Origin of the sequence: Citrobacter telavivensis (assembly GCA_009363175.1) — a bacterium.
GTDB lineage: Bacteria > Pseudomonadota > Gammaproteobacteria > Enterobacterales > Enterobacteriaceae > Citrobacter_A > Citrobacter_A telavivensis.
The window spans coordinates 4,842,393-4,866,470 of the sequence record CP045205.1; the positions used below are offsets into that span (position 1 = coordinate 4,842,393).

Sequence of the window (24,078 nt, forward strand, 5' to 3'; positions counted from 1 at the left end):
GCGCGACGCTACTGATGATGGAACAATAAAATACAACGTATGAAAAAACGTATTCCCACCCTCCTGGCCACCATGATTGCCACAGCCCTTTACAGTCAACAGGGTCTGGCAGCCAGTCTCGCCTCACAGTGTATGTTAGGCGTGCCAAGCTATGACCGTCCTCTGGTGCAGGGCGAGACAAATGAACTCCCCGTCACAATTAATGCCGATCACGCGAAAGGGAATTATCCCGATGACGCGGTGTTTACCGGTAATGTGGACATCATGCAGGGTAACAGTCGACTGCAGGCCGATGAGGTACAGCTTCATCAGAAAGAGGCTCAGGGTCAGCCTGAGCCCGTGCGTACCGTCGATGCGCTCGGCAACGTCCATTACGATGACAACCAGGTTATCCTGAAAGGACCGAAGGGTTGGGCGAACCTGAACACCAAAGATACCAACGTCTGGGAAGGTGACTACCAGATGGTGGGCCGTCAGGGGCGTGGTAAAGCCGACCTGATGAAACAGCGCGGCGAGAACCGCTATACCATTCTTGAGAACGGGACCTTCACCTCCTGTCTGCCGGGTTCTGATACCTGGAGCGTCGTCGGTAGCGAAGTGATTCACGACCGCGAAGAGCAGGTCGCGGAAATCTGGAACGCCCGCTTTAAGCTGGGTCCGGTTCCTGTTTTTTACAGTCCGTATTTGCAGTTGCCGGTGGGGGATAAACGCCGCTCCGGTTTCCTGATCCCCAACGCCAAGTATTCGTCGAAGAACTATTTTGAGTTCTATCTGCCGTATTACTGGAACATCGCGCCAAACATGGATGCGACCCTGACGCCGCACTATATGCACCGTCGTGGCGGGGTGATGTGGGAGAACGAATTCCGTTACCTGAGTCAGGCGGGCGCTGGCCTGATGGAGTTCGACTATCTCAATTCCGACCGCGTCTACAGCGATGAGCATCCGAAAGATGACAATTCACGCCGCTGGTTGTTTTACTGGCAGCATTCAGGCGTGATGGACCAGGTGTGGCGCTTCAACGTCAACTACACCAAGGTGAGCGACCCTAGCTACTTTAACGATTTCGATAACAAGTACGGTTCCAGTACCGACGGTTACGCCACGCAGAAATTCAGCGTGGGCTACGCGGTGCAGAACTTTGATGCGACGGTCTCTACCAAGCAGTTCCAGGTGTTCGATACGGCAAACAGCAAAAGCTATTCCGCGCAGCCGCAGTTAGACGTCAACTTCTACCAGAACGATCTGGGTCCGTTTGATACCCGCATTTACGGTCAGGCCGTGCATTTTGTGAATACCAATGACAACATGCCGGAAGCAACGCGTCTGCACCTGGAGCCGACCATCAACCTGCCGCTGTCAAACCAGTGGGGCAGCATCAACACCGAAGCGAAACTGCTGGCGACCCACTATCAGCAGACCAATCTGAAATGGTATAACGCCAACTATGCGACAGATCTTGATGATTCCGCCAACCGCGTGATGCCGCAGTTTAAAGTCGACGGTAAGATGGTCTTTGAACGGGATATGAATATGCTCGCGCCGGGTTACACCCAGACGCTGGAGCCGCGTGCGCAGTACCTGTACGTGCCGTATCGTGACCAGAGCGGCATTTACAACTACGACTCTTCCCTGCTGCAATCTGACTATACTGGCCTGTTCCGTGACCGCAGCTATGGCGGTCTGGACCGCATTGCTTCCGCTAACCAGGTCACGACCGGCGTCACATCTCGCGTTTATGATGACGCTGCCGTTGAACGTTTTAACGTTTCTGTTGGTCAAATCTACTATTTCACGGAGTCTCGCACCGGCGATGACAATATCCAATGGGAGAACGATAACCAGACAGGTTCATTAGTATGGGCAGGTGACACCTACTGGCGTATTTCGGAACGCTGGGGTCTGCGCGGCGGCATTCAGTACGACACTCGTCTGGACAGCGTCGCCACCAGCAGCTCCAGTCTTGAATACCGTCGCGATGAAGACCGTCTGGTCCAGTTGAACTACCGTTACGCCAGTCCGGAGTATATTCAGGCGACATTGCCAGCACGATATTCCACGGCAGAACAGTACAAAAACGGGATCAGCCAGATCGGTACCGTTGCCAGTTGGCCGATTGCTGATCGCTGGTCCATTGTCGGCGCTTATTATTTTGATACGAATGTGAATAAACCTGCCGACCAAATGTTAGGTGTGCAGTACAACTCCTGCTGTTATGCAATTCGCGTCGGTTACGAGCGTAAGCTGAACGGTTGGGATAGCGATAAAGAACACGCGGTATATGACAACGTGATTGGCTTTAACATCGAACTTCGCGGCCTGAGCTCCAACTACGGTCTCGGCACGAGCGAGATGTTGCGTTCCAACATTTTGCCATATCAAAACTCTTTGTGATCTGATTGATTTACCACGTAATCCGCAGTGCGGTTAATTGAAATGGAAAAAGTATGAAGAACTGGAAAACGCTGCTTCTCGGTATCGCCATGATCGCGAATACCAGTTTCGCTGCCCCGCAGGTAGTCGATAAAGTCGCAGCCGTCGTAAATAACGGTGTCGTACTGGAAAGCGACGTTGATGGCCTGATGCAGTCTGTCAAACTGAACGCCAACCAGGCAGGTCAACAACTTCCGGACGACGCTACGCTGCGTCATCAGATCCTGGAACGTCTGATCATGGATCAGATTGTCCTGCAGATGGGTCAGAAGATGGGCGTAAAAATCTCTGACGAACAGCTTGATCAGGCGATTGCCAATATCGCTAAACAGAACAACATGACGCTGGATCAGATGCGCAGCCGTCTGGCTTATGATGGTCTGAGCTACTCAACCTATCGTAATCAGATCCGTAAAGAGATGCTCATCTCTGAAGTGCGTAACAACGAAGTGCGCCGCCGCGTAACGATCCTGCCGCAGGAAGTCGATGCGCTGGCGCAACAGGTTGGCAATCAAAATGATGCCAGCACGGAGCTGAACCTGAGCCACATCCTGATCCCGCTGCCGGAAAACCCAACGTCTGACCAGGTGAACGACGCAGAATCCCAGGCGCGTTCCATTGTTGAGCAAGCCCGTAACGGCAGCGACTTCGGCAAACTGGCGATCACCTATTCTGCTGACCAGCAGGCGCTGAAAGGCGGCCAGATGGGTTGGGGTCGTATTCAGGAACTGCCGGGCATTTTTGCCCAGGCGCTGAGCACCGCGAAGAAAGGCGATATTATTGGCCCGATTCGTTCCGGTGTCGGTTTCCATATCCTGAAAGTGAACGATATGCGCGGCCAGAGCCAGAGCATCTCCGTGACCGAAGTTCACGCTCGTCATATTCTGCTGAAGCCGTCGCCTATCATGACCGACCAGCAGGCGCGTCTGAAGCTTGAGCAGATCGCAGCGGATATCAAGAGCGGTAAAACCACCTTTGCTGCCGCAGCGAAAGAGTTCTCTCAGGATCCGGGCTCGGCTAACCAGGGCGGCGATCTGGGCTGGGCTGCTGCGGACATTTTCGATCCGGCATTCCGCGATGCGTTAACCCGCATGAACAAAGGCCAGATGAGCGCACCGGTGCACTCCTCTTTCGGTTGGCACCTGATCGAACTGCTGGATACGCGTAACGTTGATAAAACCGACGCCGCGCAGAAAGATCGTGCTTACCGTATGCTGATGAACAGGAAGTTCTCGGAAGAAGCCGCAACCTGGATGCAGGAACAGCGTGCCAGCGCTTACGTTAAAATCCTGAGCAATTAATGACGGTTGCTCAACGTGTTGTGATCACTCCCGGCGAGCCCGCCGGGATTGGTCCGGATCTTGTCGTTCAACTTGCCCAGCGCGACTGGCCCGTTGAACTGGTGGTTTGCGCCGATGCCACGGTACTGGCCGACCGGGCGGCAATGCTCGGTCTTCCCCTCACGCTACACCCCTACTCCCCACAAAACCCTGCCAAACCGCAGGCTGCCGGCACGCTTATGCTGTTACCCGTCGCACTTCGTGCGCCTGTCGTTCCTGGGCTGTTAGTCGTGGAGAATGGCGAGTATGTGGTGCAGACGTTGGCCCGCGCCTGTGACGGCTGTTTGCAAGGTGAATTTGCCGCGCTGATTACGGGTCCCGTGCATAAAGGCGTTATCAACGACGCGGGCGTGCCTTTCACCGGTCACACCGAGTTTTTTGAAGAGCGTTCGCAAGCGAAAAAAGTCGTGATGATGCTGGCGACCGAAGAGTTACGCGTGGCGCTGGCGACCACCCACCTGCCGCTGCGCGACGTCGCTGACGCCATTACCCCCGCGCTGCTGCATGAAGTGATTGGCATTTTGCATCACGATCTGCGCACCAAATTTGGTGTGGACGATCCGCGCGTGCTGGTCTGTGGTCTGAACCCACATGCCGGTGAAGGGGGGCATATGGGCAGCGAGGAGAATGACACAATCATTCCGGTGCTTGACGCGCTACGCGCCCAGGGGATGAAATTGATGGGTCCGCTACCCGCTGACACACTGTTTCAGGCTAAATATCTGCAACATGCCGATGCTGTGCTGGCAATGTACCACGATCAGGGCCTCCCCGTGCTAAAATACCAGGGATTTGGTCGCGGCGTGAATATCACGTTGGGCCTGCCCTTTATTCGTACCTCGGTTGATCACGGCACCGCGCTTGAACTGGCGGGTCGGGGTGAAGCTGATGTCGGCAGTTTTATTACGGCGCTTAATCTCGCCATCAAAATGATTGTTAATACCCAATGAATAATCGAGTCCATCAGGGCCACTTAGCCCGTAAACGCTTCGGGCAAAACTTCCTCAACGATCGGTTTGTGATCGACAGTATTGTCTCCGCCATTAACCCGCAAAAAGGTCAGGCGATGGTCGAAATCGGCCCCGGTCTGGCTGCGCTGACGGAGCCGGTTGGCGAACGTCTGGATGCGCTGACGGTCATTGAACTTGACCGCGATCTGGCCGCTCGTCTGCAAACACATCCTTTCCTGGGACCCAAGCTGACTATCTATCAGCAGGACGCCATGACCATGAATTTTGGCGAATTGTCTGAAAAGATGGGACAACCGCTGCGCGTGTTCGGCAACCTGCCCTATAACATCTCTACGCCGCTGATGTTCCACCTGTTTAGCTATACTGATGCCATAGCCGATATGCACTTTATGTTGCAGAAAGAAGTGGTGAATCGTCTGGTTGCAGGACCAAACCGTAAGGCGTATGGTCGCTTAAGCGTGATGGCGCAATATTATTGCAACGTGATCCCGGTGCTTGAAGTGCCGCCATCCGCTTTCACACCGCCGCCAAAAGTGGATTCCGCCGTGGTGCGACTGGTACCGCACACCACGATGCCCTATCCGGTAAAAGATATTCGCCTGTTGAGCCGCATCACCACAGAAGCGTTCAACCAGCGCCGTAAAACGATTCGTAATAGCCTCGGCAATTTGTTCAGCGTTGAGGTCTTAACGGAACTGGGTATTGACCCGGCAATGCGAGCGGAAAATATCTCTGTCGCGCAGTACTGCCAGATGGCGAACTATCTGTCAGAAAACGCGCCATCGAAGGAGAGTTAAGCATGATCAATTCGCCCCGAGTGTGTATTCAGGTCCAGAGCGTCTATATTGAGGCGCAATCCTCACCTGATGATGAACGTTACGTTTTTGCCTACACCGTAACCATCCGCAATTTGGGGCGAGCGCCCGTGCAGCTACTGGGACGCTATTGGTTGATAACCAACGGTCATGGCCGAGAAACCGAAGTCCAGGGAGAAGGTGTGGTCGGCGTTCAGCCGCACATTGAACCTGGCGAAGAGTACCAGTACACCAGCGGTGCCGTTATTGAAACGCCGCTGGGCACCATGCAGGGTCATTACGAAATGATTGATGAGAACGGCGTCGCCTTTACCATCGATATTCCGGTTTTCCGACTCGCCGTTTCCACTCTTATTCATTAAAACAATAACTATGGCAACATACCTTATTGGCGACGTTCACGGTTGCTACGATGAGCTGATCGCATTGCTGCAACAAGTCAATTTTACGCCCGAAAACGATACCTTGTGGTTAACCGGCGATCTGGTCGCCCGTGGCCCCGGCTCACTGGACGTGCTGCGTTATGTGAAATCACTCGGCGACTGTGTTCGTCTGGTGCTTGGCAACCACGATCTGCATCTGCTGGCGGTTTTTGCGGGTATCAGTCGCAACAAACCGAAAGACCGTCTGAGCCCGCTGCTGGAAGCACCGGACGCGGACGAACTGCTCAACTGGCTGCGCCGTCAGCCGCTGTTGCAGATAGATGAAGAGAAGAAGCTGGTAATGGCGCATGCGGGTATCACGCCGCAGTGGGATTTGCAGACCGCCAAAGAGTGCGCACGTGATGTCGAAGCGGTGCTGTCGAGCGACTCTTACCCCTTCTTCCTCGATGCCATGTATGGCGACATGCCGAATAACTGGACGCCGGAACTGACCGGACTGGCACGCCTGCGCTTTATCACCAATGCTTTTACCCGGATGCGTTACTGCTTCCCGAACGGGCAACTGGATATGTACAGCAAAGAGTCCCCGGAGGATGCCCCCGCACCGTTGAAACCGTGGTTTGCCATTCCTGGGCCCGTCAGCGAGGCTTACAGCATCGCGTTTGGTCACTGGGCTTCTCTGGAAGGAAAAGGGACGCCGGAGGGGATCTATGCGCTGGATACCGGATGCTGCTGGGGAGGAAATTTAACCTGCCTGCGCTGGGAAGATAAGCAGTACTTTGTTCAGCCGTCAAACCGACAGATGGATCTGGATGAAGGCGAAGCCGTTAACGCCTGATCTGTTTTGCCTGGTGGCGCTGCGCTTATCAGGTATACGAGATGGTTTGTAGGCCGGATAAGACGCTAAGCGTCGCCATCCGGCACTCATCACTTACTTAGCGGCGTTCCAGAATTTCGAAACAATAGCTGTGTGAGTTCTGCCCGTCAGCGTCGTGAAACTCACTGAACACCGATTCCCAGTCATCCGGCTCGTAGTCCGGGAAATGCGTATCCCCTTCCACTTCCGCATCGATGTGCGTCAGATACAGTTTCTGCGCTTTTGGCAGGAACTGCTCGTACACACGACCCCCACCAATCACCATAATTTCTGGCGCATCACCGCAGGCCGCAATCGCTTCATCAACCGATTTAACCCACTGCACGCGATCGTCAGTACCCGGCTGGCTGCTGATGACGATGTTCTTACGTCCCGGCAACGGTCGACCGATGGATTCCCAGGTATGGCGCCCCATAACGACAGGTTTATTTAACGTATTACGTTTAAACCAGGCGAGATCAGCAGGTAGATTCCACGGCATGGCGTTTTCCATGCCAATAACGCGATCTACCGCTAACGCAGCAATCAGACTGATCATTGAATATTTCCCGGAAGCAAAAAAAATTGTCGCCACTATACGGAAAGAGCAATCTTTCGTCGACTAACGAACAGAAGAAGAGCACGAAAATTTTCCGATCTGCTGGCGAGTCCACGACTTCGCAGTGGACTCCCGGCATTACAGTAGTTCAAAAACAATCAATTAACAGTAAAGTTTGCAGTACATCACATTTTTTACTCAGGTTGACGGTTTAACTTCCGGTTCATCGGCAACGTCTCCAGTATGCTTACCTTCGTCGGTTCCCTGCCAGCCATGGCGCTGAATGAGCGACAGATGTTCGCGATCCTCGGTGATGATTTCGCTCAACATCGCGCTGGTTCGTTTATAGACCGCCGCCCGGGAGATTGCGTCGTCCTCACCTTTCGCCATTTCTTCCACCATTTGCGTATTAAAGCGGCGGAACAGGTCAGCGCGTTCACGCGCTTCATAACGGCCAAGCCCGAGGCTTTCCAGCGCCAGACGCCCGGTTTTAAGTGCGCCTTCAAACGTTTCACGTTCCGGTTGATCCACACCCGCCTGGCGCAGGCGAATGTAATGATCAACATCGCGCGCCCGCGCAATAATTTGCAGGTTCGGGAAATGGATTTTTACCATCTCCGTCAACTCCAGGCTGGTTTGCGGATCGTCAATGGCGTTAATCAACACTTCCGCTTTCGATGCCCCGGCGGACTCCAGCAGATCCATCCGGGTTGCATCGCCGTAGAACACCTTCATGCCGAATTTACGCAGCGTCTCGATGTGGTCCGGATCGTGATCGAGAACCACCATCTTCACGCCGCTGGAGAGCAGCAAACGGCCGGTGATTTGCCCGAAGCGCCCAAACCCGGCAATAATCACGCGCGGCTGCTCTTCATCAATTTCATCAGCTTCCCGTTCTTCACCCGCGGCCGATTTCTCCATTCGCGTGAGGATGACCAAGAAAATCGGCGTCGCTGCCATCGACAGCGCGACCGCCAGCGTCAGTGCTTTCGCCCATTGCGGATCGAGCACGTTCGCCATCTGCGCCGCACCAAAGACCACAAACGCGAACTCACTGCCCTGCCCGAGCAGTACCGCAAACCAGCGACGCTGTTTATTCGGCACCTGTAAAGGACGAGCAATCAGCCACAGCACCCCGGTTTTAATCACCAGGAAGCCGACCAGCAGAATAATGATACGTAGCGGATTATCGATAAACGTCCCGAAATCGATAGACATGCCGACGCCGATGAAAAACAGCCCCAGCAGCAGCCCCTTAAACGGCTCAATATCGCTTTCCAGCGCGTGGCGATACTCTGAACTTGCCAGCAATACGCCAGCCAGGAACGCCCCCATCGCCATCGACAGTCCCACTTCTTCAAGCAACAGCCCGAAGCCAAAAACCAGAAAAAGCGCCACGGCGCTGAACACTTCGCGCAGGCCAGAACGCGCAACGAAACGCAGCGCCGGACGGGTCACATAGCGCCCCAACAGCACCACCAGCACCAGCGCGCCAGCGACTTTCAGTGCCGACAGCGCGAACGCCCCGAGCGTGGTCGACGCGCCACTCGTTGCCAGTAGCGGGATCATCGCCACCAGTGGAATCGCCGCGATATCCTGGAACAGCAGCACGGCAAAGGCGCTGCGCCCCATCTGCGAAACGGTCAGGTTGCGCTCATTCATCGCCTGCATGGCAATCGCCGTGGAGGAGAGCGCCAGCGTCATACCAATCAGTTCCGCCACCTGCCAGCGCAGGCCGAGGAACATACAGAACAGACCAATCAGGCCGCCGCAGACCACCATCTGTAGCGCGCCGCCGCCAAACACCGAGGCGCGCAGTTTCCATAGCCGCTGGGGATCGAGTTCCAGTCCAATGACGAACAGCATCAGCACCACGCCGATTTCGGCAAAGTGCAGAATAGATTCGGCATCCGTTACCAGACGTAAACCCCAGGGGCCGATGATGCAGCCCGCGATGAGATAACCCAGCACCGAGCCTAAGCCCAGCCGGACGGCAATCGGCACGATCAGCGCCGCCGACCCAAGATAAATCAGCGCCTGTATGAGCGTATGGCTATCCATTGTGCGCCTCCTGCCATTCCATCAGTCGTTGCTTGTAATGACGTGCCTGCGCCTGCAGCGTTTCGTCATCGCAGATAAACGTACAGTGCATCGCAAACGGTGGAAGCCAGTTGAGCCCGCAGTAGATTGCCGTCGCCTGGAGCGGCTGTGAGAGCACATCAAAGCCTGGGTGCGAACCGATATCGAAGTGATTATCGCCGCCGCCGGTGGTCACCGCCCACATCACCTGTTTACCGCGCAGCGCTGTCCCGCCGTGACCATAGGCCCAGCCGTGGGAAAGCACTTTATCCATCCACAGTTTGAGTAAGGGGGGAACGCTGTACCATTGCATGGGGTGCTGCCAGACGATCAGATCAGCGCGAGAGAGCGCCTCTTGTTCCGCAGCGATATCGATATTGAAGTCAGGATAGAGTTGATAGAGCGAACGAACCTCGACGCCTTCCAGCGTCCTTGCCTGCTCAAGCATCCGTTTATTCGCATGCGAATGCTGCGGATAAGGATGCGCATAAATAATGAGAATCATGATAAGCCTGTTATTTTACCACTCTGTTTTATAAGAGAGTGTAGTCAGTAATCCAACAGGCTAATAGTGAATATTATTGAGCAGACAAATGGACAAAACTGAACTAGTTATCCAGCTCGCTCATATTTTTCACCTGATCGCGGTTAATTTGCTCCGTCTGGCCAGTTTCCGCGTTTTTGTAGGAGACCAGGCCCGTGTCGTCATCCACCTGCGGTTTACCGTCGGTGACAATGGTTCGGCCATCGGTCGTACGTACAGCCTGGTTCGAAGAGCAGCCGGCGACGGTGAAGACGGTTGCTGCGGCAAAAATGGAAGCGATCAACAGTTTCTTTTGCATGGTGTTCTCCCTGCTTTTCAGTCATTTTCAGTGATATACCCATTAACTGTAGACGCACTGACTGACGCTGGGGGCAAATACAGAACACTCTGAAGGTTCACCTTAAGACAGCGGTTTCCTGCGAATCGTCATCGTACTGGTCTGAGCAAGCGTCAGGCCGCGCGTTTCTGGCGCAAAGGCAATGGAGACCAGCAGCCCTACCAACGAGATCCCCGCCCCCATCAGCATCACCTGGCTGATACCGTATTTAGTAATGAAGATCGGCAATGCCCAGGTGGAGAGAATGGTGCCAATGCGGCTCAACGACATGATCACCCCCACGGCAGAGGCGCGAATATCGGTCGGGAACAGTTCATTGGGATAGAGCCACTGTAGATTCCCCGGTCCACCGGAGAAAAAGGCATACACCGCGAATGCCGTCACCACCAGCCAGATGCCCATTTCCGGGATCAGCCCCAGCACCGCCAGCGCCAGCGTCATCATCACGAAGCTGCCAATCAGCAGCGGTCGCCGCCCCGCACTGTTCAGCCAGAACATCGGCGGGATACAGCCCAGCATAAAGAACAGGCTGATCACTACGTTACCCAGCGCCGCGCTCTTCCCGGCACCCAGCCCCAACAGACCGACAATCTGCGGACCAAAGGTGTAAATGGCAAACATGGGGATCACCTGACAGGTCCAGATCGCCGCGACAAACAGCACAAACGGAAAGTGGCGACGATTGAACAGCTGCAAAAAGCGCGTCTCCTGCGTCGTGTCTTCATCAAACGCCACCGGCTCGCCGAACAGCTTAATCATCATCGCTTCGCACTCTTTGACCCGCCCTTTGCGCAGCAGCCAGCGCGGGGATTCGGGCAAATCAAAGCGACCGATCAGGATCAAAAGACAGGGGATCGCCGCGCTCCCGAGCATCCAGCGCCAGCCGCCTTCGACGTCATACAGCCAGTAACCCACCAGATCGGCGCAGGTCGCGCCGACGTACCACATCGCCGCAATAAAACTGATCGAGAAGGCGCGTTGCCGCGTGCTGGAAAACTCGGTAATCATCGAGGTGGCGATAGGATAATCTGCGCCAATCACGACGCCAATCAGCACCCGCATCACCAGTAGCTCAGCCGGGGACGAGACAAACATGGTGGCTACCGATATCACCCCGATGGCGATGATATCGATGAGAAACATTTTGCGCCGCCCTACTTTATCCGAGATATAACCAAACAGAGAAGTGCCGACAAACAGCCCGGCCAGCGTTCCCGCGCCCAGCAAACCAATCCAGTCGGCATCCAGCTTCAGCGCTGGCGTGAGCTGTTCCAGCGCAACGCCAATCATCACCAGTACATAACCGTCCAGAAACGGGCCACCGCTTCCCCACAGCATGATCCTGCGGTGAATAGAGGAGAACTGAATATCATCAAAGTTCCTGGGCTGTTGCATGGCGATGTCCTGTTTGCCGACATTCGGCATTAGTGCTTAACTGCCTGATGGCACTGCGCTTATCAGGCCTACTTATCCCCCGTAGGCCGGATAAGGCGAAGCCGCCATCCGGCAGTGGAGTGTCTACCTGTACTGTTTTATTTACCTTAATGCCTGATGACGCTGCGCTTATCAGGCCTACTTATCCCCCGTAGGCCGGATAAGGCGAAACCGCCATCCGGCAGTGGAGTGTCTATCTGTACTGTTTTATTTACCTTAATGCCTGATGACGCTGCGCTTATCAGGCCTACATAATCCCCCGTAGGCCAGATAAGGCGAAGGCGCCATCCGGCAGTGGAGTGTCTACCTGTACTGTTTTATTTACCTTAATGCCTGATGACGCTGCGCTTATCAGGCCTACATAACCCCCTGTAGGCCGGATAAGGCGAAGCCGCCATCCGGCACCCGGTTTAACCGTAACGGAACTCCACACCGAAGGTACCGCGCGGGTATTCCCACTTCTCCAGCGCCGTATCGAGTCCCAGGATCCGACAGGTGCCGCACTCCAGACATCCGGCGTAATCAAAGCGCACGCTGCCATCATCCTGCTTTTTGTATAACCCGGCCGGACAGGCCTTGATCAACACCTCCAGCACCTGTTTGTCCGGTACCGCCTTCATGATGATGTGCGGATGCTCTTCATCGACATTGAATTTGTTGACGCCCAGTTTGACGTCCACGTTGACGGGAGAGGTCATAATACGGTCACTCCTTTAATGCCATCCTTCATCAGGTTGATGAAGCCCACCTTCTTCGCATGGTGCAGGATCTTCTTACGCATCGGCACCGGCGCACTGCCGTCGACGGTAAAGAGGTCGCGTGCGATACCGACGACCATTTCCGGATAACGGGTAAACATGCGCGGGTTATCGAGGAACGCGGGCAGCCGCTGGTACATGCGCATATCGCGCATCGGACCGTTGTCGAGATGCTGGCGATACTCCGCCAGCCCCTGACGGCTAAAGTCGTTGCTTTGCATGGCCGAGAGCACCGTTTTCGCCGCCGCTTCGCCAGCCGCCACCGCGAGATCCATCCCGCGAATCGTAAAGCCGAGGTTCATACACATGCCCGCCGCGTCGCCGGCAATCAGCACGCCGTCGCCCACCAGTTCAGGCTGCATGTTCATCCCTGCTTCCGGCACCACGTGCGCGGCGTACTCCACCAGCTTGCCACCCGCGATCAGCGGCGCAACCGCCGGATGCTGCTTGAAATCTTCCAGCATTTGCGGGACTGATTTTTTCGCCTCTTTCAGGTGATGAAGACCGCACACCAGCCCCAGTGACAGGGTGTTTTCGTTGGTATAGAGGAAGCCACCGCCCATCAGGCCATCCGTGGGCGATCCGGCGAACAGACAGGCCGCCCCTTCGTTACCCTGCAACTGGAAGCGATCTTCAATCACCGACTTCGGCAGTTCGATCAGCTCTTTCACACCGACCGCCACGTGCGCCGCCTCAACGCGTTTCGCCATCCCCAATTTTTCTGCCAGCAGGGAGTTGACGCCATCGGCGAGGATGACCACCCTGGATTCAATGATGTCGCCGTCCGCTTCCACGCCAACCACGTTGCCATCGCGCTGAACGACGTTATCCACGCGGATCCCGGTGATCAACTGCGCGCCAGCTTCTTCCGCCTGCGCCATCAGCCAGGCGTCAAATTTACTGCGCAACACCGAATAAGAGACCTGCGACGGGCCCGCCTTTTCACCGTTGAGATAGTCCACGGTCATCGCCCCGTTATCGGTCATAAAAGCAAGCTTTTCGTGGGTGATGACCCGCTCAACAGGGGCCTGCTCAGCAAAGCCTGGAATAATGCGCTCCAGGCTGTGGGCGTAAATGCGCCCACCGGTAACATTCTTCGCGCCAGCGGAATTTCCGCGCTCGATAACCAACACCTGGGCCCCTTCACGGGCGAGCACCAGGGCCGCGACGGAACCGGCAAGCCCGGCGCCCACGATGATGGCATCAAAGATATCTTCGGACATACGTACTCCCTGCCTGAATGGATTAGCGTGCCAGTGCGGTCGTCAGCGCGGGCAGGATCTTCAGCGCGTCGCCGACAATGCCGTAATCCGCATACTGAAAGATCGGCGCATTTTTGTCTTTGTTGATGGCAAAAATGGTCTGCGCGCCGTTCGCCCCCACCATGTGCTGGATCTGCCCGGAGATCCCCACCGCCAGGTACAGTTCCGGTTTGAGCATCAGGTTCGAGATCCCGACGTAGCGCTCATGCTCCATCCACTTCTCGTTTTCGGCGACCGGGCGCGAACAAGCCAGTTCTGCGCCAATGGCCTGGCACAGCGCTTGCGCCAGTGAGATATTCTCTTTGCTGCCTATGCCGCGTCCGACGCTGACCACCAGTCGGGCTTTATCGAGATCGACGCTGTTACTCTGACGTGGTTGGATGGCGGTGCGCGTGACGGTAATCTCCGGCGCCTGCCATGCCACGCTGTGCGTCTCGCCGCTGCGTGCGGCATCCAGCTGTTGCGCCTCAAAGGTGCCGCTGCTGAGCGTCAGTACCGCAAACGGCGTTGAGAGCGTCTCTTCACCCATCGCCAGACCGCCATACACCATATGTTTGACTGTCGCCCGGCCATCCTGCTGCGTTACCGCGCTGGCGTCATTAGAGACCGCTGCCGCAAGGCGATAGCCCAGTTTTGCCGCCAGCAGTTTGCCGCGACGCGTGTTAGGCAGCAGCACGAGGCCAGAATCGCTCTGCTGACGAACGGTCTGTGCCATCACGTGCGCATAGTCTTCCACCATGCGATCGTCCGGTTTGCCGCTCAGTTGCCAGACGTGATGCGCGCCCAACTGAATGGCGGTGGTCGCCTCGTCGGCGTTTTGCACAAATGCGTTAACCTGTTCACCTAAAACCTGCGCGCCGCTCATCAGTTCCGGCAGACGAGACGCGGTATCGCTGAATACCCAGACGCTGGAAAACTTGCTCATAACATCCCCTTCTTAATTAATGATTTTGCGCAGGCTATCGGCAAACGCAGCAATCTGATCTTCACCATCGCCTTCAATCACAATGCGCTGGCGCTCACGTTGTTTTGGCGCGGCCACCGTTTGTATGGACCACGCGTCCCCGCCGCTGAAGCCAATATCGGCCGCTGACCAGACCTGAACCGGTTTTTTCGCCGCCCCCAGAATGGCTTTCATGGACGGAATTTGTGGGGAGTTAATGTCGGTGGAGACGGCCACGACCGCCGGAAGAGGGATGCTCAGCGTTTCGATTTCATCCTCCAGTTCACGTTCAACGGTCAGCGTGCTTTCCGTCAGGGAGAGGATTTTACTCACGCCGTTGATGGCGGGAATGTTCAGTGTTTCACCCACCAGCAGGCTGACCTGCTGCGCGTAGAGATCGGAAGAGCCATCGCCGCAAATCATCAGGTCAAATCCCGACTTTTGTGCGGCAGCGGCCAGCGCCGCAGCGGTCTGCTGTGGCAGCGCCTGCTCGAACTGGTCGTCAATGACCACCACCAGTTCGTCCGGACCGCGGGAGAGGACATCCTTACGCCCTTTTGCGTTGGTTAACGCTTTGCCTCCCACGCTCAGGGCAATCACCTGCGCATCGCTGGCCTGCTGTTTCAACTGACAGGCCGCTTCAATCGCGTTCAGATCGTACTGGCTGATTTTGCCATCTGCTTTGCTGAAATCTAATGAACCATCTGCGTGATTGACGACAATATCCTGTTCATCAGGTACACACTTGTAGCAAGTAATTATCTTCATTGCATCTCCAGATATCATGAAGGAAACGTATTTATATCGGCGGTGTTAAATACAGATATCACGCTCTTTAATTCGGAAATAAAACCATAATCACCAATATTGAAAATGTCACACACTGATATTCGCAACTTTCAATATTGTTAAGCGCCTCACCAATATTGAAACCCAGCGCCAAAAAGAAAGATTTTCAATATTGCCTGGCAGATCACCAATATTGAACGACAAACGATGTAAAACCGAACGATCACATCATTAACTTAATGATTTATATTTATTTTATTGTAATTTTGGCGCCAGAACGCCCCAACCCAGAAGTGTGACGAACGTTACAGAATGCCGCAAAACGAATACCCATTATGAGTTACTTGCCAACGCGTCCTGAGGTTAAACGGGTATCAACAAATATTTAATAAAAATAAACAAAAATAAAACAAACGGGAACGCTAAATAAATTTCGTTTTCAACCTGGAATTCACTCATGAAAAATGAAAAAAGAAAGTCTGGAATTGAGCCAAAGGTTTTTTTCCCGCCGCTAATAATAGTCGGGATACTTTGCTGGCTAACGGTACGCGATCTCGATGCCGCAAACGTCGTTATTAATGCCGTCTTCAGTTATGTCACCAATGTCTGGGGATGGGCATTTGAGTGGTATATGGTCATTATGCTCATCGGCTGGTTCTGGCTGGTGTTTGGCCCCTACGCGAAAAAGAAATTAGGTGACGAGAAACCGGAGTTCAGCACCGCCAGCTGGATTTTCATGATGTTCGCCTCCTGTACCTCAGCCGCCGTGCTGTTCTGGGGATCGATAGAGATTTACTACTACATCTCCACGCCGCCGTTCGCGCTGACGCCGGGCTCAACGCCGGCGAAAGAGATAGGTCTGGCCTACAGCCTGTTCCACTGGGGGCCGCTGCCGTGGGCAACGTACAGCTTCCTTTCCGTGGCCTTCGCCTACTTCTTCTTTGTACGCAAAATGGACGTTATTCGCCCAAGTTCAACATTGGTTCCACTGGTTGGCGAAAAACATGCGAAAGGGCTATTCGGCACTATCGTTGATAACTTCTACCTGGTGGCGCTGATCTTCGCGATGGGAACCAGCCTTGGGCTGGCGACGCCGCTGGTGACCGAGTGCATGCAGTGGCTGTTTGGTATTCCGCACACCCTGGAACTTGACGCTATCATCATCACCTGCTGGATAATTTTGAACGCCATTTGCGTGGCCTGCGGCCTGCAAAAAGGGGTCAAAATCGCCAGCGACGTGCGCAGCTATTTGAGCTTCCTGATGCTCGGCTGGGTATTCATCGTCAGCGGCGCCAGCTTCATCATGAACTACTTCACCGACTCCGTCGGGATGCTGCTGATGTACCTGCCACGCATGCTGTTCTATACCGATGCCATCGGCAAAGGCGGTTTCCCGCAGGGCTGGACGGTCTTCTACTGGGCATGGTGGGTGATTTACGCCATCCAGATGAGTATCTTCCTGGCGCGTATCTCTCGCGGTCGTACCGTGCGCGAACTGTGCTTCGGCATGGTGTTGGGCCTGACGGCATCGACCTGGATCCTGTGGACAGTGCTGGGCAGTAACACCCTGCTGCTGATGGATAAAAACATCATCAACATTCCGCAACTGATTGCCGATCACGGCGTGCCGCGCGCAATTATCGAAACCTGGGCCGCCCTGCCGCTCAGCACCGCCACGATGTGGGGATTCTTTATCCTCTGCTTTATTGCCACCGTCACATTGATCAACGCCTGTTCTTACACCCTGGCGATGTCGACCTGTCGTGAAGTTCGCGATGGCGAAGAGCCGCCGCTGCTGGTGCGTATCGGCTGGTCCGTGCTGGTCGGCGTGATTGGCATCGTGCTGCTGGCGCTCGGCGGCCTGAAGCCGATACAAACCGCGATTATCGCCGGGGGCTGCCCGCTGTTCTTCGTCAACATTATGGTGACGCTCTCCTTTATCAAAGACGCCAAAGTGCACTGGAAAGATAAATAAACCTAATTACCCCATGACATAGAGGTTAGAAGATGGATTTCAATTTCAATGATGAGCAGGAACTGTTTGTCGCCGGTATTCGTGAACTGATGGCCAGTGAGAACTGGGAAGCCTATTTTGCCGAGTGCGATCGCGACAGCGTGTATCCGGAGCGTTTCGTGAAAGCGCTGGCGGATATGGGCATCGATAGCCTGCTGATCCCGGAAGAACATGGCGGCCTGGAAGCCGGATTCGTCACCGTGGCTGCCGTCTGGATGGAGTTGGGACGCCTCGGCGCGCCTACCTACGTGCTGTACCAGTTGCCGGGCGGTTTTAATACCTTCCTGCGCGAAGGCACCCAGGAGCAGATCGATAAAATCATGGCGTTCCAGGGAACGGGGAAACAAATGTGGAACTCCGCCATCACCGAACCGGGAGCGGGATCGGATGTTGGGAGTTTGAAAACCACTTATACCCGCAAAAATGGTAAGGTTTATCTTAATGGTAGTAAGTGTTTTATCACCAGTAGCGCCTACACCCCTTATATCGTGGTCATGGCAAGAGACGGCGCTTCCCCGGATAAACCCATCTATACCGAATGGTTTGTCGACATGAGTAAACCCGGCATCAAGGTCAACAAACTTGAGAAGTTGGGTCTGCGCATGGACAGCTGCTGTGAAATCAACTTTGACGATGTCGAGCTGGACGAAAAAGACATGTTCGGTCGGGAAGGTAACGGCTTTAACCGCGTAAAAGAAGAGTTCGACCACGAACGTTTCCTCGTCGCCCTCACCAACTACGGTACGGCAATGTGCGCCTTTGAAGATGCCGCGCGCTACGCCAACCAGCGCGTGCAGTTTGGTGAAACCATCGGTCGTTTCCAGTTGATCCAGGAGAAATTCGCCCATATGGCGATCAAATTAAACTCCATGAAAAACATGCTGCTGGAAGCGGCGTGGAAAGCAGACAACGGCACCATCACCTCGGGTGATGCGGCGATGTGCAAATACTTCTGCGCCAATGCCGCGTTTGACGTGGTGGACACCGCCATGCAGGTCCTTGGCGGCGTGGGGATTGCGGGCAACCACCGTATCACCCGCTTCTGGCGTGACCTGCGCGTTGACCGCGTATCCGGTGGCTCTGACGAAATGCAGATCCTGACGCTCGGCCGTGCCGTACTGAAGCAATACCGTTAAGACAGCGACATGCCCGGTGACGCTGCGCCTACCGGGCCCATGTTTTGTAGGCCGGATAAGGCGTTTACGCCGCCATCCGGCGTCGATTGCCTGATGGCGACCCTTGCGTCTTATCAGGCCTACAAATTATTCAGGAGTATTTTATGGATCGTCTACCAATGCCGGCTTTTGGGCCGCTTGCCGGGCTACGGGTGGTTTTCTCCGGGATCGAAATCGCCGGGCCGTTCGCCGGACAGATGTTTGCCGAATGGGGCGCTGAAGTTATCTGGATCGAAAACGTCGCCTGGGCCGATACCATCCGCGTTCAGCCAAACTATCCGCAATTGTCGCGGCGTAATCTGCACGCGCTCTCGCTGAATATTTTTAAAGATGAAGGTCGGGAAGCGTTTCTGAAGCTGATGGAAACCACCGATATCTTCATTGAGGCCAGTAAAGGTCCGGCATTTGCCCGTCGGGGAATTACCGATGACGTCCTGTGGCAACATAACCCGAAACTGGTTATCGCTCACCTGTCCGGCTTCGGCCAGTACGGTACTGAGGAGTACACCAACCTTCCGGCCTATAACACCATTGCTCAGGCCTTCAGCGGCTATCTGATCCAAAACGGCGACGTCGACCAGCCCATGCCCGCATTCCCCTACACCGCCGACTACTTCTCTGGCATGACGGCCACCACAGCCGCGCTGGCGGCATTGCATAAGGTGCGGGAAACCGGCAAAGGCGAAAGTATCGATGTCGCAATGTACGAAGTGATGCTGCGCATGGGTCAGTACTTCATGATGGATTACTTCAACGGCGGCGAAATTTGCCCACGTATGACCAAAGGTAAAGACCCCTACTACGCCGGCTGTGGGCTGTATAAATGCGCCGACGGCTACATCGTGATGGAGCTGGTCGGGATTACGCAGGTCACCGAATGCTTTAAAGACATCGGCCTGGCCCACATTCTCGGTACGCCGGAAGTGCCGGAAGGAACACAGTTAATTCATCGCGTCGAGTGTCCGTACGGACCGCTGGTCGAAGAGAAACTGGATGCGTGGCTGGGCGCGCACACCATCGCGGAAGTCCAGGCGCGTTTCGCTGAGCTGAACATCGCTTGCGCCAAAGTGCTGACCATTCCTGAACTGGAAGGCAATCCGCAGTACGTTGCCCGCGAATCCATCACCCAGTGGCAAACGATGGATGGCCGCACCTGCAAAGGGCCAAACATCATGCCGAAATTCAAAAACAACCCGGGGAAAATCTGGCGTGGTATGCCGTCGCATGGCATGGATACGGCCGCCATTCTGAAAAATATCGGTTACAACGACGCAGACATTAAGGAACTGGTCAGTAAAGGTCTGGCCAAGGTTGAGAACTAAACGCGACGCGCTGACCGGGCAGTCTGGTTAGCGCATCGCCAGTGAAGATGGACAGGAGTGCAATGGATATCGTTGGCGGACAACACCTACGTCAGATGTGGGACGACCTGGCCGGGGTATATGGCAGTAAAACGGCGCTGATTTGCGAATCCAGTGAAGGGGTCGTGCGCCAGTACAGCTACGCCTCGCTTAACGAGGAAATCAATCGGACGGCAAACCTTTTCCACGCGTTGGGCATTCGCAAAGGCGATAAGGTTGCCCTGCATCTGGATAACTGCCCGGAGTTTTTCTTTTGCTGGTTCGGGCTGGCAAAAATTGGCGCGGTCATGGTGCCAATTAATGCCCGCCTGCTGCGCGACGAAAGCACGTGGATCCTGCAAAACAGCGAGGTTCAGCTGCTGGTGACCAGCGCGGCTTTTTATCCGATGTATCGCCAGATTCAACAGGAAAACGCAACGCTGCTTAACCATATCTGCCTGATTGGCGAAGCGTTACCTGTGGCTGACGGCGTAAGCCATTTTACGCTGTTGAAGGACCAGCAGCCGACGACATTGCGCGATACCCCAGCGTTGTCCACGGACGACATGGCCGAAATCCTGTTTACCTCCGGCACCACCTCCCGACCTAAGGGGGTGGTGATCACCCACTACAACCTGCGTTTTGCCGGCTACTACTCGTCATGGCAATGCGCCCTGCGAGATGACGACGTTTACCTGACGGTGATGCCTGCGTTTCACATCGACTGCCAGTGCACTGCCGCCATGGCCGCCTTTTCGGCAGGCGCAACCTTTGTGCTGATTGAGAAGTACAGCGCCCGCGCCTTTTGGGGACAGATACGTAAATACCGTGCGACCGTCACGGAATGTATTCCGATGATGATCAGAACGCTGATGGTTCAACCCGCCTCGCCGCTGGACAAAGAGCACCGCTTACGGGAAGTGATGTACTACCTCAATCTGTCGGTGCAGGAAAAAGACGCGTTTCTTGAGCGCTTCGGGGTGCGTCTGTTGACCTCGTACGGCATGACGGAAACCATCGTCGGCATCATCGGCGATCGCCCCGGCGATAAGCGACGCTGGCCCTCCATCGGACGTCCCGGTTTTTGTTACGAAGCGGAAATTCGCGATGAGCAGAACCGCGCGCTGCCCGTGGGTGAAATTGGGGAAATCTGCATCAAGGGCGTGCCGGGTAAAACGATTTTCAAAGAGTACTACGGCAGACCAGACGCGACGGCCAAAGCGCTTGAACCAACCGGCTGGCTGCATACCGGTGATTCCGGCTATCGCGATGAGGACGGTTTTTTCTATTTCGTCGACCGCCGCTGCAACATGATTAAGCGCGGAGGGGAAAACGTCTCCTGCGTAGAGCTGGAAAATATTATTTCAGCACATCCTAAAATTCAGGACATTGTCGTTATCGGAATTAAAGATTCAATTCGCGATGAGGCAATAAAAGCTTTTGTGGTACTCAACGAAGGTGAAACGCTCAGTGAAGAGGAATTTTTCAGCTTCTGTGAAAAAAATATGGCGAAATTTAAAGTCCCTTCAATTATGGAGATTAGAACCGACCTGCCGCGAAATTGTTCAGGAAAAATAATCAAAAAAAATCTGAAATAACCCTACAGGCAGGAATAGCCCTGCCAGACATCCTATTTTTGGAGATGAACCATGAGTGAATCTTTACATTTAACCCGCAATGGGCCGATTCTGGAAATTATGCTGGACAGGCCAAAAGCGAATGCCATTGATGCAAAAACCAGTTTTCAAATGGGCGAGGTTTTTCTTAATTTCCGTGACGATCCCGAACTGCGCGTGGCAATCGTCACTGGCGCGGGTGAAAAATTTTTTTCCGCCGGCTGGGATTTAAAAGCCGCCGCGGAAGGTGAAGCGCCGGACGCAGATTTTGGTCCTGGTGGATTCGCTGGTCTGACCGAAATATTCAATCTCGACAAACCGGTGATCGCCGCCGTCAATGGCTATGCCTTCGGCGGTGGTTTTGAACTGGCGCTGGCGGCAGACTTTATTGTTTGTGCCGATAACGCCAGTTTTGCGCTCCCTGAAGCCAAACTTGGCATCGTACCGGACAGCGGCGGCGTTCTGCGCCTGCCGAAAATATTGCCCCCGGCAATCATCAACGAAATGGTCATGACCGGCAGACGCATGAATGCGCAAGAGGCTCAGCGCTGGGGGATAGTCAACCGCGTGGTCAGCCAGCAAGAGCTGATGGCCAGCGCACGTGAACTGGCACAACAACTGGTGAACAGCGCCCCGCTGGCGATCGCCGCACTGAAAGAAATTTACCGCGCAACCAGTGAAATGCCGGTGGAAGAGGCTTATCGCTTCATCCGCAGCGGCGTGCTGAAGCACTATCCTTCTGTACTGCATTCTGAAGATGCGTTCGAAGGGCCGCTGGCGTTTGCTGAAAAACGCGATCCGGTCTGGAAGGGACGGTAATGCCTGATGGCGCTGCGCTTATCAGGCCTACGCCGCCCATATGTTTACGCCGCCATCCGGCAAAAATATACGCTGTCCTGTAGGCCGGGTAAGGCGTTTACGCCGCCATCCGGCAAAACATACGCGGCCCTGTATGCCGGATAAGGCGTTCACACCGCCATCCGGCAAAATATACGCGGCCCTGTAGGCCGGATAAGGCGTTCACGACGCCATCCGGCAAAAATATACGCTGTCCTGTAGGCCGGATAAGGCGTTTACGCCGCCATCCGGCAAAATATACGCTGTCCTGTAGGCCGGATAAGGCGCTTACGCCGCCATCCGGCAAAACATACGCGGCCCTGTAGGCCGGATAAGGCGTTCACACCGCCATCCGGCAAAACATACGCTGTCCTGTAGGCCGGATAAGGCGTTTACGCCGCCATCCGGCAAAAAACAATTGAGGTATGTCGATGAGTTGCTACGACTTTGAAGGCTTAATTCCCGTGGTCCATCCCGAGGCGTATGTGCATCCCAGCGCGGTACTGATTGGCGATGTGATCGTGGGGGCTGGCGTTTACGTCGGCCCGCTCGCCTCGCTGCGCGGTGACTATGGCCGCTTGATCCTCGAAGCGGGTTCCAACCTCCAGGACGGTTGCATCATGCATGGCTACTGCGATACGGACACGGTGGTACGTGAGAACGGACACATCGGACACGGCGCCATCCTGCACGGCTGTGTGATTGGCCGGGACGCGCTGGTTGGAATGAACAGCGTAATCATGGACGGTGCGATGATCGGTGACGAAAGCATTGTCGCCGCCATGAGCTTCGTCAAAGCCGGATTTACCGGTGCCGCGCGGCAGTTGCTGGTCGGCACGCCGGCTCGCGTCGTTCGTGACGTCAGCGAACAGGAACTGTACTGGAAACGGCTGAATACGCAGGAATATCAGGATCTCGCCGTGCGCTGTCGGGCATCGCTACGGGAAACGTCGCCGTTAACGGCGGTGGAAGCAAACCGACCGCGCCTGAAGGGCACGACCGAGGTGAAGCCCAAATCGGCAATGTAATCATGCCGGATGGCACTGCGCCATCCGGCAAACAAAAGATTACCGACGCATACTTTTTGACAGCATCATCTGCCATTTCTGCTCGCGGTTCAGTTCTGACGGCGGCACCGCCGACATCCGCGGCGATTTGTTGACCATCTTCTCCTGCGCGCTATGCCCCAGACGAGCATACAGTTGTGGATCAATGTGTGTCACTCTGACCAGTCGCTGGCACTGACATCCACGACCTTCCAGTTGATTAGGGATAGTCTTAGTCTCGCAATTAATTTCCCCGACCTCAGCGAGAATATAAGAGACGGTATTGATCGCTTTGCAGTGATCCATATTAAAGTGCTTCGCAATCTCTTTCGCACTCACCCAACGCTTTTCTGCCATCACCCAATCAGCGATCAACAGGTAAAGCGGTTTTTCAACATATTCTTCACACATAAGCACACCATTTCACAAATTAAAAATCTTGCTATGCCCTGTCCATCAAATACAAAACAAGACCACATTGAAATTGTGGGATTAAATAATAGTAAGCAACTTAGCGGCGCATTAGTGTGAGCCAAATCTTGCTTGT

At 54.8% G+C, this 24,078-nt stretch carries 22 protein-coding genes; 12 read left to right on the top strand and 10 right to left on the bottom strand.

Annotation, left to right across the window (positions count from 1 at the left end):
* Positions 1–39 precede the first annotated feature (39 nt).
* Genes lptD through apaH form a run of 6 tightly spaced genes read left to right on the top strand, consistent with a single transcriptional unit; the run spans position 40 to position 6,780 of the window.
* Positions 40–2,394 (top strand): LPS assembly protein LptD, encoded by a 2,355-nt coding sequence (gene lptD, locus GBC03_25565; GenBank protein ID QFS73336.1) that lies wholly within the window; start codon positions 40–42, stop codon positions 2,392–2,394.
* Between the two features lie 53 nt (positions 2,395–2,447).
* Complete coding sequence (gene surA / locus GBC03_25570) at positions 2,448–3,734, top strand: peptidylprolyl isomerase SurA (GenBank protein QFS73337.1); 1,287 nt, start codon at positions 2,448–2,450, stop codon at positions 3,732–3,734.
* A complete protein-coding gene (pdxA, locus tag GBC03_25575; protein ID QFS73338.1) occupies positions 3,734–4,723 on the top strand; it encodes a 4-hydroxythreonine-4-phosphate dehydrogenase PdxA in 990 nt (329 codons plus the stop codon). Before surA ends, pdxA begins: the two co-directional genes overlap by 1 nt.
* Positions 4,720–5,541, top strand: a complete 822-nt coding sequence (gene rsmA / locus GBC03_25580; GenBank protein ID QFS73339.1) for a 16S rRNA (adenine(1518)-N(6)/adenine(1519)-N(6))-dimethyltransferase RsmA — start codon at positions 4,720–4,722, stop codon at positions 5,539–5,541. Before pdxA ends, rsmA begins: the two co-directional genes overlap by 4 nt.
* Positions 5,542–5,543: 2 nt before the next feature.
* Positions 5,544–5,921: a Co2+/Mg2+ efflux protein ApaG gene (gene apaG, locus GBC03_25585; protein QFS73340.1), complete on the top strand. Its 378-nt coding sequence runs from the start codon at positions 5,544–5,546 to the stop codon at positions 5,919–5,921.
* A gap of 10 nt (positions 5,922–5,931) precedes the next feature.
* Positions 5,932–6,780, top strand: coding sequence for a bis(5'-nucleosyl)-tetraphosphatase (symmetrical) (gene apaH, locus GBC03_25590; GenBank protein ID QFS73341.1), 849 nt, complete (start codon positions 5,932–5,934; stop codon positions 6,778–6,780).
* Between the two features lie 97 nt (positions 6,781–6,877).
* Here apaH and folA read toward each other — a convergent pair whose 3' ends face one another.
* From folA to fixA, 9 genes are all read right to left on the bottom strand, one after another.
* On the bottom strand, positions 6,878–7,357 hold the full coding sequence (gene folA / locus GBC03_25595) for a type 3 dihydrofolate reductase (protein ID QFS73342.1): 480 nt from the start codon (positions 7,355–7,357) through the stop codon (positions 6,878–6,880).
* 198 nt (positions 7,358–7,555) lie between these two features.
* Positions 7,556–9,418, bottom strand: a complete 1,863-nt coding sequence (gene kefC / locus GBC03_25600) for a glutathione-regulated potassium-efflux system protein KefC (GenBank protein QFS73343.1) — start codon at positions 9,416–9,418, stop codon at positions 7,556–7,558.
* Positions 9,411–9,941, bottom strand: coding sequence for a glutathione-regulated potassium-efflux system oxidoreductase KefF (gene kefF / locus GBC03_25605; protein QFS73344.1), 531 nt, complete (start codon positions 9,939–9,941; stop codon positions 9,411–9,413). Before kefF ends, kefC begins: the two co-directional genes overlap by 8 nt.
* 103 nt (positions 9,942–10,044) lie before the next feature.
* Entirely contained in the window at positions 10,045–10,278 is a 234-nt protein-coding gene (locus GBC03_25610; GenBank protein ID QFS73345.1) for a YgdI/YgdR family lipoprotein, read from the bottom strand.
* Between the two features lie 102 nt (positions 10,279–10,380).
* A complete protein-coding gene (locus GBC03_25615; GenBank protein ID QFS73346.1) occupies positions 10,381–11,712 on the bottom strand; it encodes an MFS transporter in 1,332 nt (443 codons plus the stop codon).
* 449 nt (positions 11,713–12,161) lie between these two features.
* Entirely contained in the window at positions 12,162–12,449 is a 288-nt protein-coding gene (gene fixX / locus GBC03_25620) for a ferredoxin-like protein FixX (GenBank protein ID QFS73347.1), read from the bottom strand.
* Positions 12,446–13,732 carry an FAD-dependent oxidoreductase gene (locus GBC03_25625; GenBank protein ID QFS73348.1) on the bottom strand — a complete coding sequence of 429 codons (1,287 nt, stop codon included), beginning with the start codon at positions 13,730–13,732 and terminating at the stop codon, positions 12,446–12,448. The genes fixX and GBC03_25625 overlap by 4 nt, the downstream gene beginning before the upstream one ends.
* A gap of 22 nt (positions 13,733–13,754) precedes the next feature.
* Positions 13,755–14,696 (bottom strand): electron transfer flavoprotein subunit alpha/FixB family protein, encoded by a 942-nt coding sequence (locus GBC03_25630; GenBank protein QFS73349.1) that lies wholly within the window; start codon positions 14,694–14,696, stop codon positions 13,755–13,757.
* A gap of 12 nt (positions 14,697–14,708) precedes the next feature.
* A complete protein-coding gene (gene fixA / locus GBC03_25635) occupies positions 14,709–15,482 on the bottom strand; it encodes a putative electron transfer flavoprotein FixA (GenBank protein QFS73350.1) in 774 nt (257 codons plus the stop codon).
* Positions 15,483–15,960: 478 nt separating this feature from the next.
* On the opposite strand from fixA, the gene caiT reads away from it, so the two are divergent.
* The 6 genes from caiT to caiE all read left to right on the top strand — a co-directional run bounded on the left by caiT (position 15,961) and on the right by caiE (position 23,513).
* Positions 15,961–17,478: an L-carnitine/gamma-butyrobetaine antiport BCCT transporter gene (caiT, locus tag GBC03_25640; GenBank protein QFS73351.1), complete on the top strand. Its 1,518-nt coding sequence runs from the start codon at positions 15,961–15,963 to the stop codon at positions 17,476–17,478.
* Between the two features lie 32 nt (positions 17,479–17,510).
* Positions 17,511–18,653: a crotonobetainyl-CoA dehydrogenase gene (caiA, locus tag GBC03_25645; GenBank protein ID QFS73352.1), complete on the top strand. Its 1,143-nt coding sequence runs from the start codon at positions 17,511–17,513 to the stop codon at positions 18,651–18,653.
* A 143-nt stretch (positions 18,654–18,796) separates the two neighbouring features.
* Complete coding sequence (gene caiB / locus GBC03_25650) at positions 18,797–20,014, top strand: L-carnitine CoA-transferase (protein QFS73353.1); 1,218 nt, start codon at positions 18,797–18,799, stop codon at positions 20,012–20,014.
* 62 nt (positions 20,015–20,076) lie between these two features.
* The gene (gene caiC / locus GBC03_25655; protein QFS73354.1) at positions 20,077–21,630 is read left to right on the top strand and encodes a crotonobetaine/carnitine-CoA ligase; all 1,554 of its coding nucleotides are present in this window, start codon (positions 20,077–20,079) and stop codon (positions 21,628–21,630) included.
* A 51-nt stretch (positions 21,631–21,681) separates the two neighbouring features.
* Positions 21,682–22,467 carry a crotonobetainyl-CoA hydratase gene (gene caiD, locus GBC03_25660; protein QFS73355.1) on the top strand — a complete coding sequence of 262 codons (786 nt, stop codon included), beginning with the start codon at positions 21,682–21,684 and terminating at the stop codon, positions 22,465–22,467.
* Between the two features lie 449 nt (positions 22,468–22,916).
* Positions 22,917–23,513, top strand: coding sequence for a carnitine operon protein CaiE (caiE, locus tag GBC03_25665; GenBank protein ID QFS73356.1), 597 nt, complete (start codon positions 22,917–22,919; stop codon positions 23,511–23,513).
* A gap of 39 nt (positions 23,514–23,552) precedes the next feature.
* Here caiE and caiF read toward each other — a convergent pair whose 3' ends face one another.
* Complete coding sequence (caiF, locus tag GBC03_25670) at positions 23,553–23,942, bottom strand: carnitine metabolism transcriptional regulator CaiF (GenBank protein ID QFS73357.1); 390 nt, start codon at positions 23,940–23,942, stop codon at positions 23,553–23,555.
* Positions 23,943–24,078 lie beyond the last annotated feature (136 nt).

Excerpts from the sequence above, each read along its gene's own strand:
- lptD (QFS73336.1), top strand. The coding sequence starts at position 40 with ATGAAAAAACGTATTCCCACCCTCCTGGCCACCATGATTGCCACAGCC.
- surA (QFS73337.1), top strand. The coding sequence starts at position 2,448 with ATGAAGAACTGGAAAACGCTGCTTCTCGGTATCGCCATGATCGCGAAT.
- pdxA (QFS73338.1), top strand. The coding sequence starts at position 3,734 with ATGACGGTTGCTCAACGTGTTGTGATCACTCCCGGCGAGCCCGCCGGG.
- rsmA (QFS73339.1), top strand. The coding sequence starts at position 4,720 with ATGAATAATCGAGTCCATCAGGGCCACTTAGCCCGTAAACGCTTCGGG.
- apaG (QFS73340.1), top strand. The coding sequence starts at position 5,544 with ATGATCAATTCGCCCCGAGTGTGTATTCAGGTCCAGAGCGTCTATATT.
- apaH (QFS73341.1), top strand. The coding sequence starts at position 5,932 with ATGGCAACATACCTTATTGGCGACGTTCACGGTTGCTACGATGAGCTG.
- folA (QFS73342.1), bottom strand. The coding sequence starts at position 7,357 with ATGATCAGTCTGATTGCTGCGTTAGCGGTAGATCGCGTTATTGGCATG.
- kefC (QFS73343.1), bottom strand. The coding sequence starts at position 9,418 with ATGGATAGCCATACGCTCATACAGGCGCTGATTTATCTTGGGTCGGCG.
- kefF (QFS73344.1), bottom strand. The coding sequence starts at position 9,941 with ATGATTCTCATTATTTATGCGCATCCTTATCCGCAGCATTCGCATGCG.
- GBC03_25610 (QFS73345.1), bottom strand. The coding sequence starts at position 10,278 with ATGCAAAAGAAACTGTTGATCGCTTCCATTTTTGCCGCAGCAACCGTC.
- GBC03_25615 (QFS73346.1), bottom strand. The coding sequence starts at position 11,712 with ATGCAACAGCCCAGGAACTTTGATGATATTCAGTTCTCCTCTATTCAC.
- fixX (QFS73347.1), bottom strand. The coding sequence starts at position 12,449 with ATGACCTCTCCCGTCAACGTGGACGTCAAACTGGGCGTCAACAAATTC.
- GBC03_25625 (QFS73348.1), bottom strand. The coding sequence starts at position 13,732 with ATGTCCGAAGATATCTTTGATGCCATCATCGTGGGCGCCGGGCTTGCC.
- GBC03_25630 (QFS73349.1), bottom strand. The coding sequence starts at position 14,696 with ATGAGCAAGTTTTCCAGCGTCTGGGTATTCAGCGATACCGCGTCTCGT.
- fixA (QFS73350.1), bottom strand. The coding sequence starts at position 15,482 with ATGAAGATAATTACTTGCTACAAGTGTGTACCTGATGAACAGGATATT.
- caiT (QFS73351.1), top strand. The coding sequence starts at position 15,961 with ATGAAAAATGAAAAAAGAAAGTCTGGAATTGAGCCAAAGGTTTTTTTC.
- caiA (QFS73352.1), top strand. The coding sequence starts at position 17,511 with ATGGATTTCAATTTCAATGATGAGCAGGAACTGTTTGTCGCCGGTATT.
- caiB (QFS73353.1), top strand. The coding sequence starts at position 18,797 with ATGGATCGTCTACCAATGCCGGCTTTTGGGCCGCTTGCCGGGCTACGG.
- caiC (QFS73354.1), top strand. The coding sequence starts at position 20,077 with ATGGATATCGTTGGCGGACAACACCTACGTCAGATGTGGGACGACCTG.
- caiD (QFS73355.1), top strand. The coding sequence starts at position 21,682 with ATGAGTGAATCTTTACATTTAACCCGCAATGGGCCGATTCTGGAAATT.
- caiE (QFS73356.1), top strand. The coding sequence starts at position 22,917 with ATGAGTTGCTACGACTTTGAAGGCTTAATTCCCGTGGTCCATCCCGAG.
- caiF (QFS73357.1), bottom strand. The coding sequence starts at position 23,942 with ATGTGTGAAGAATATGTTGAAAAACCGCTTTACCTGTTGATCGCTGAT.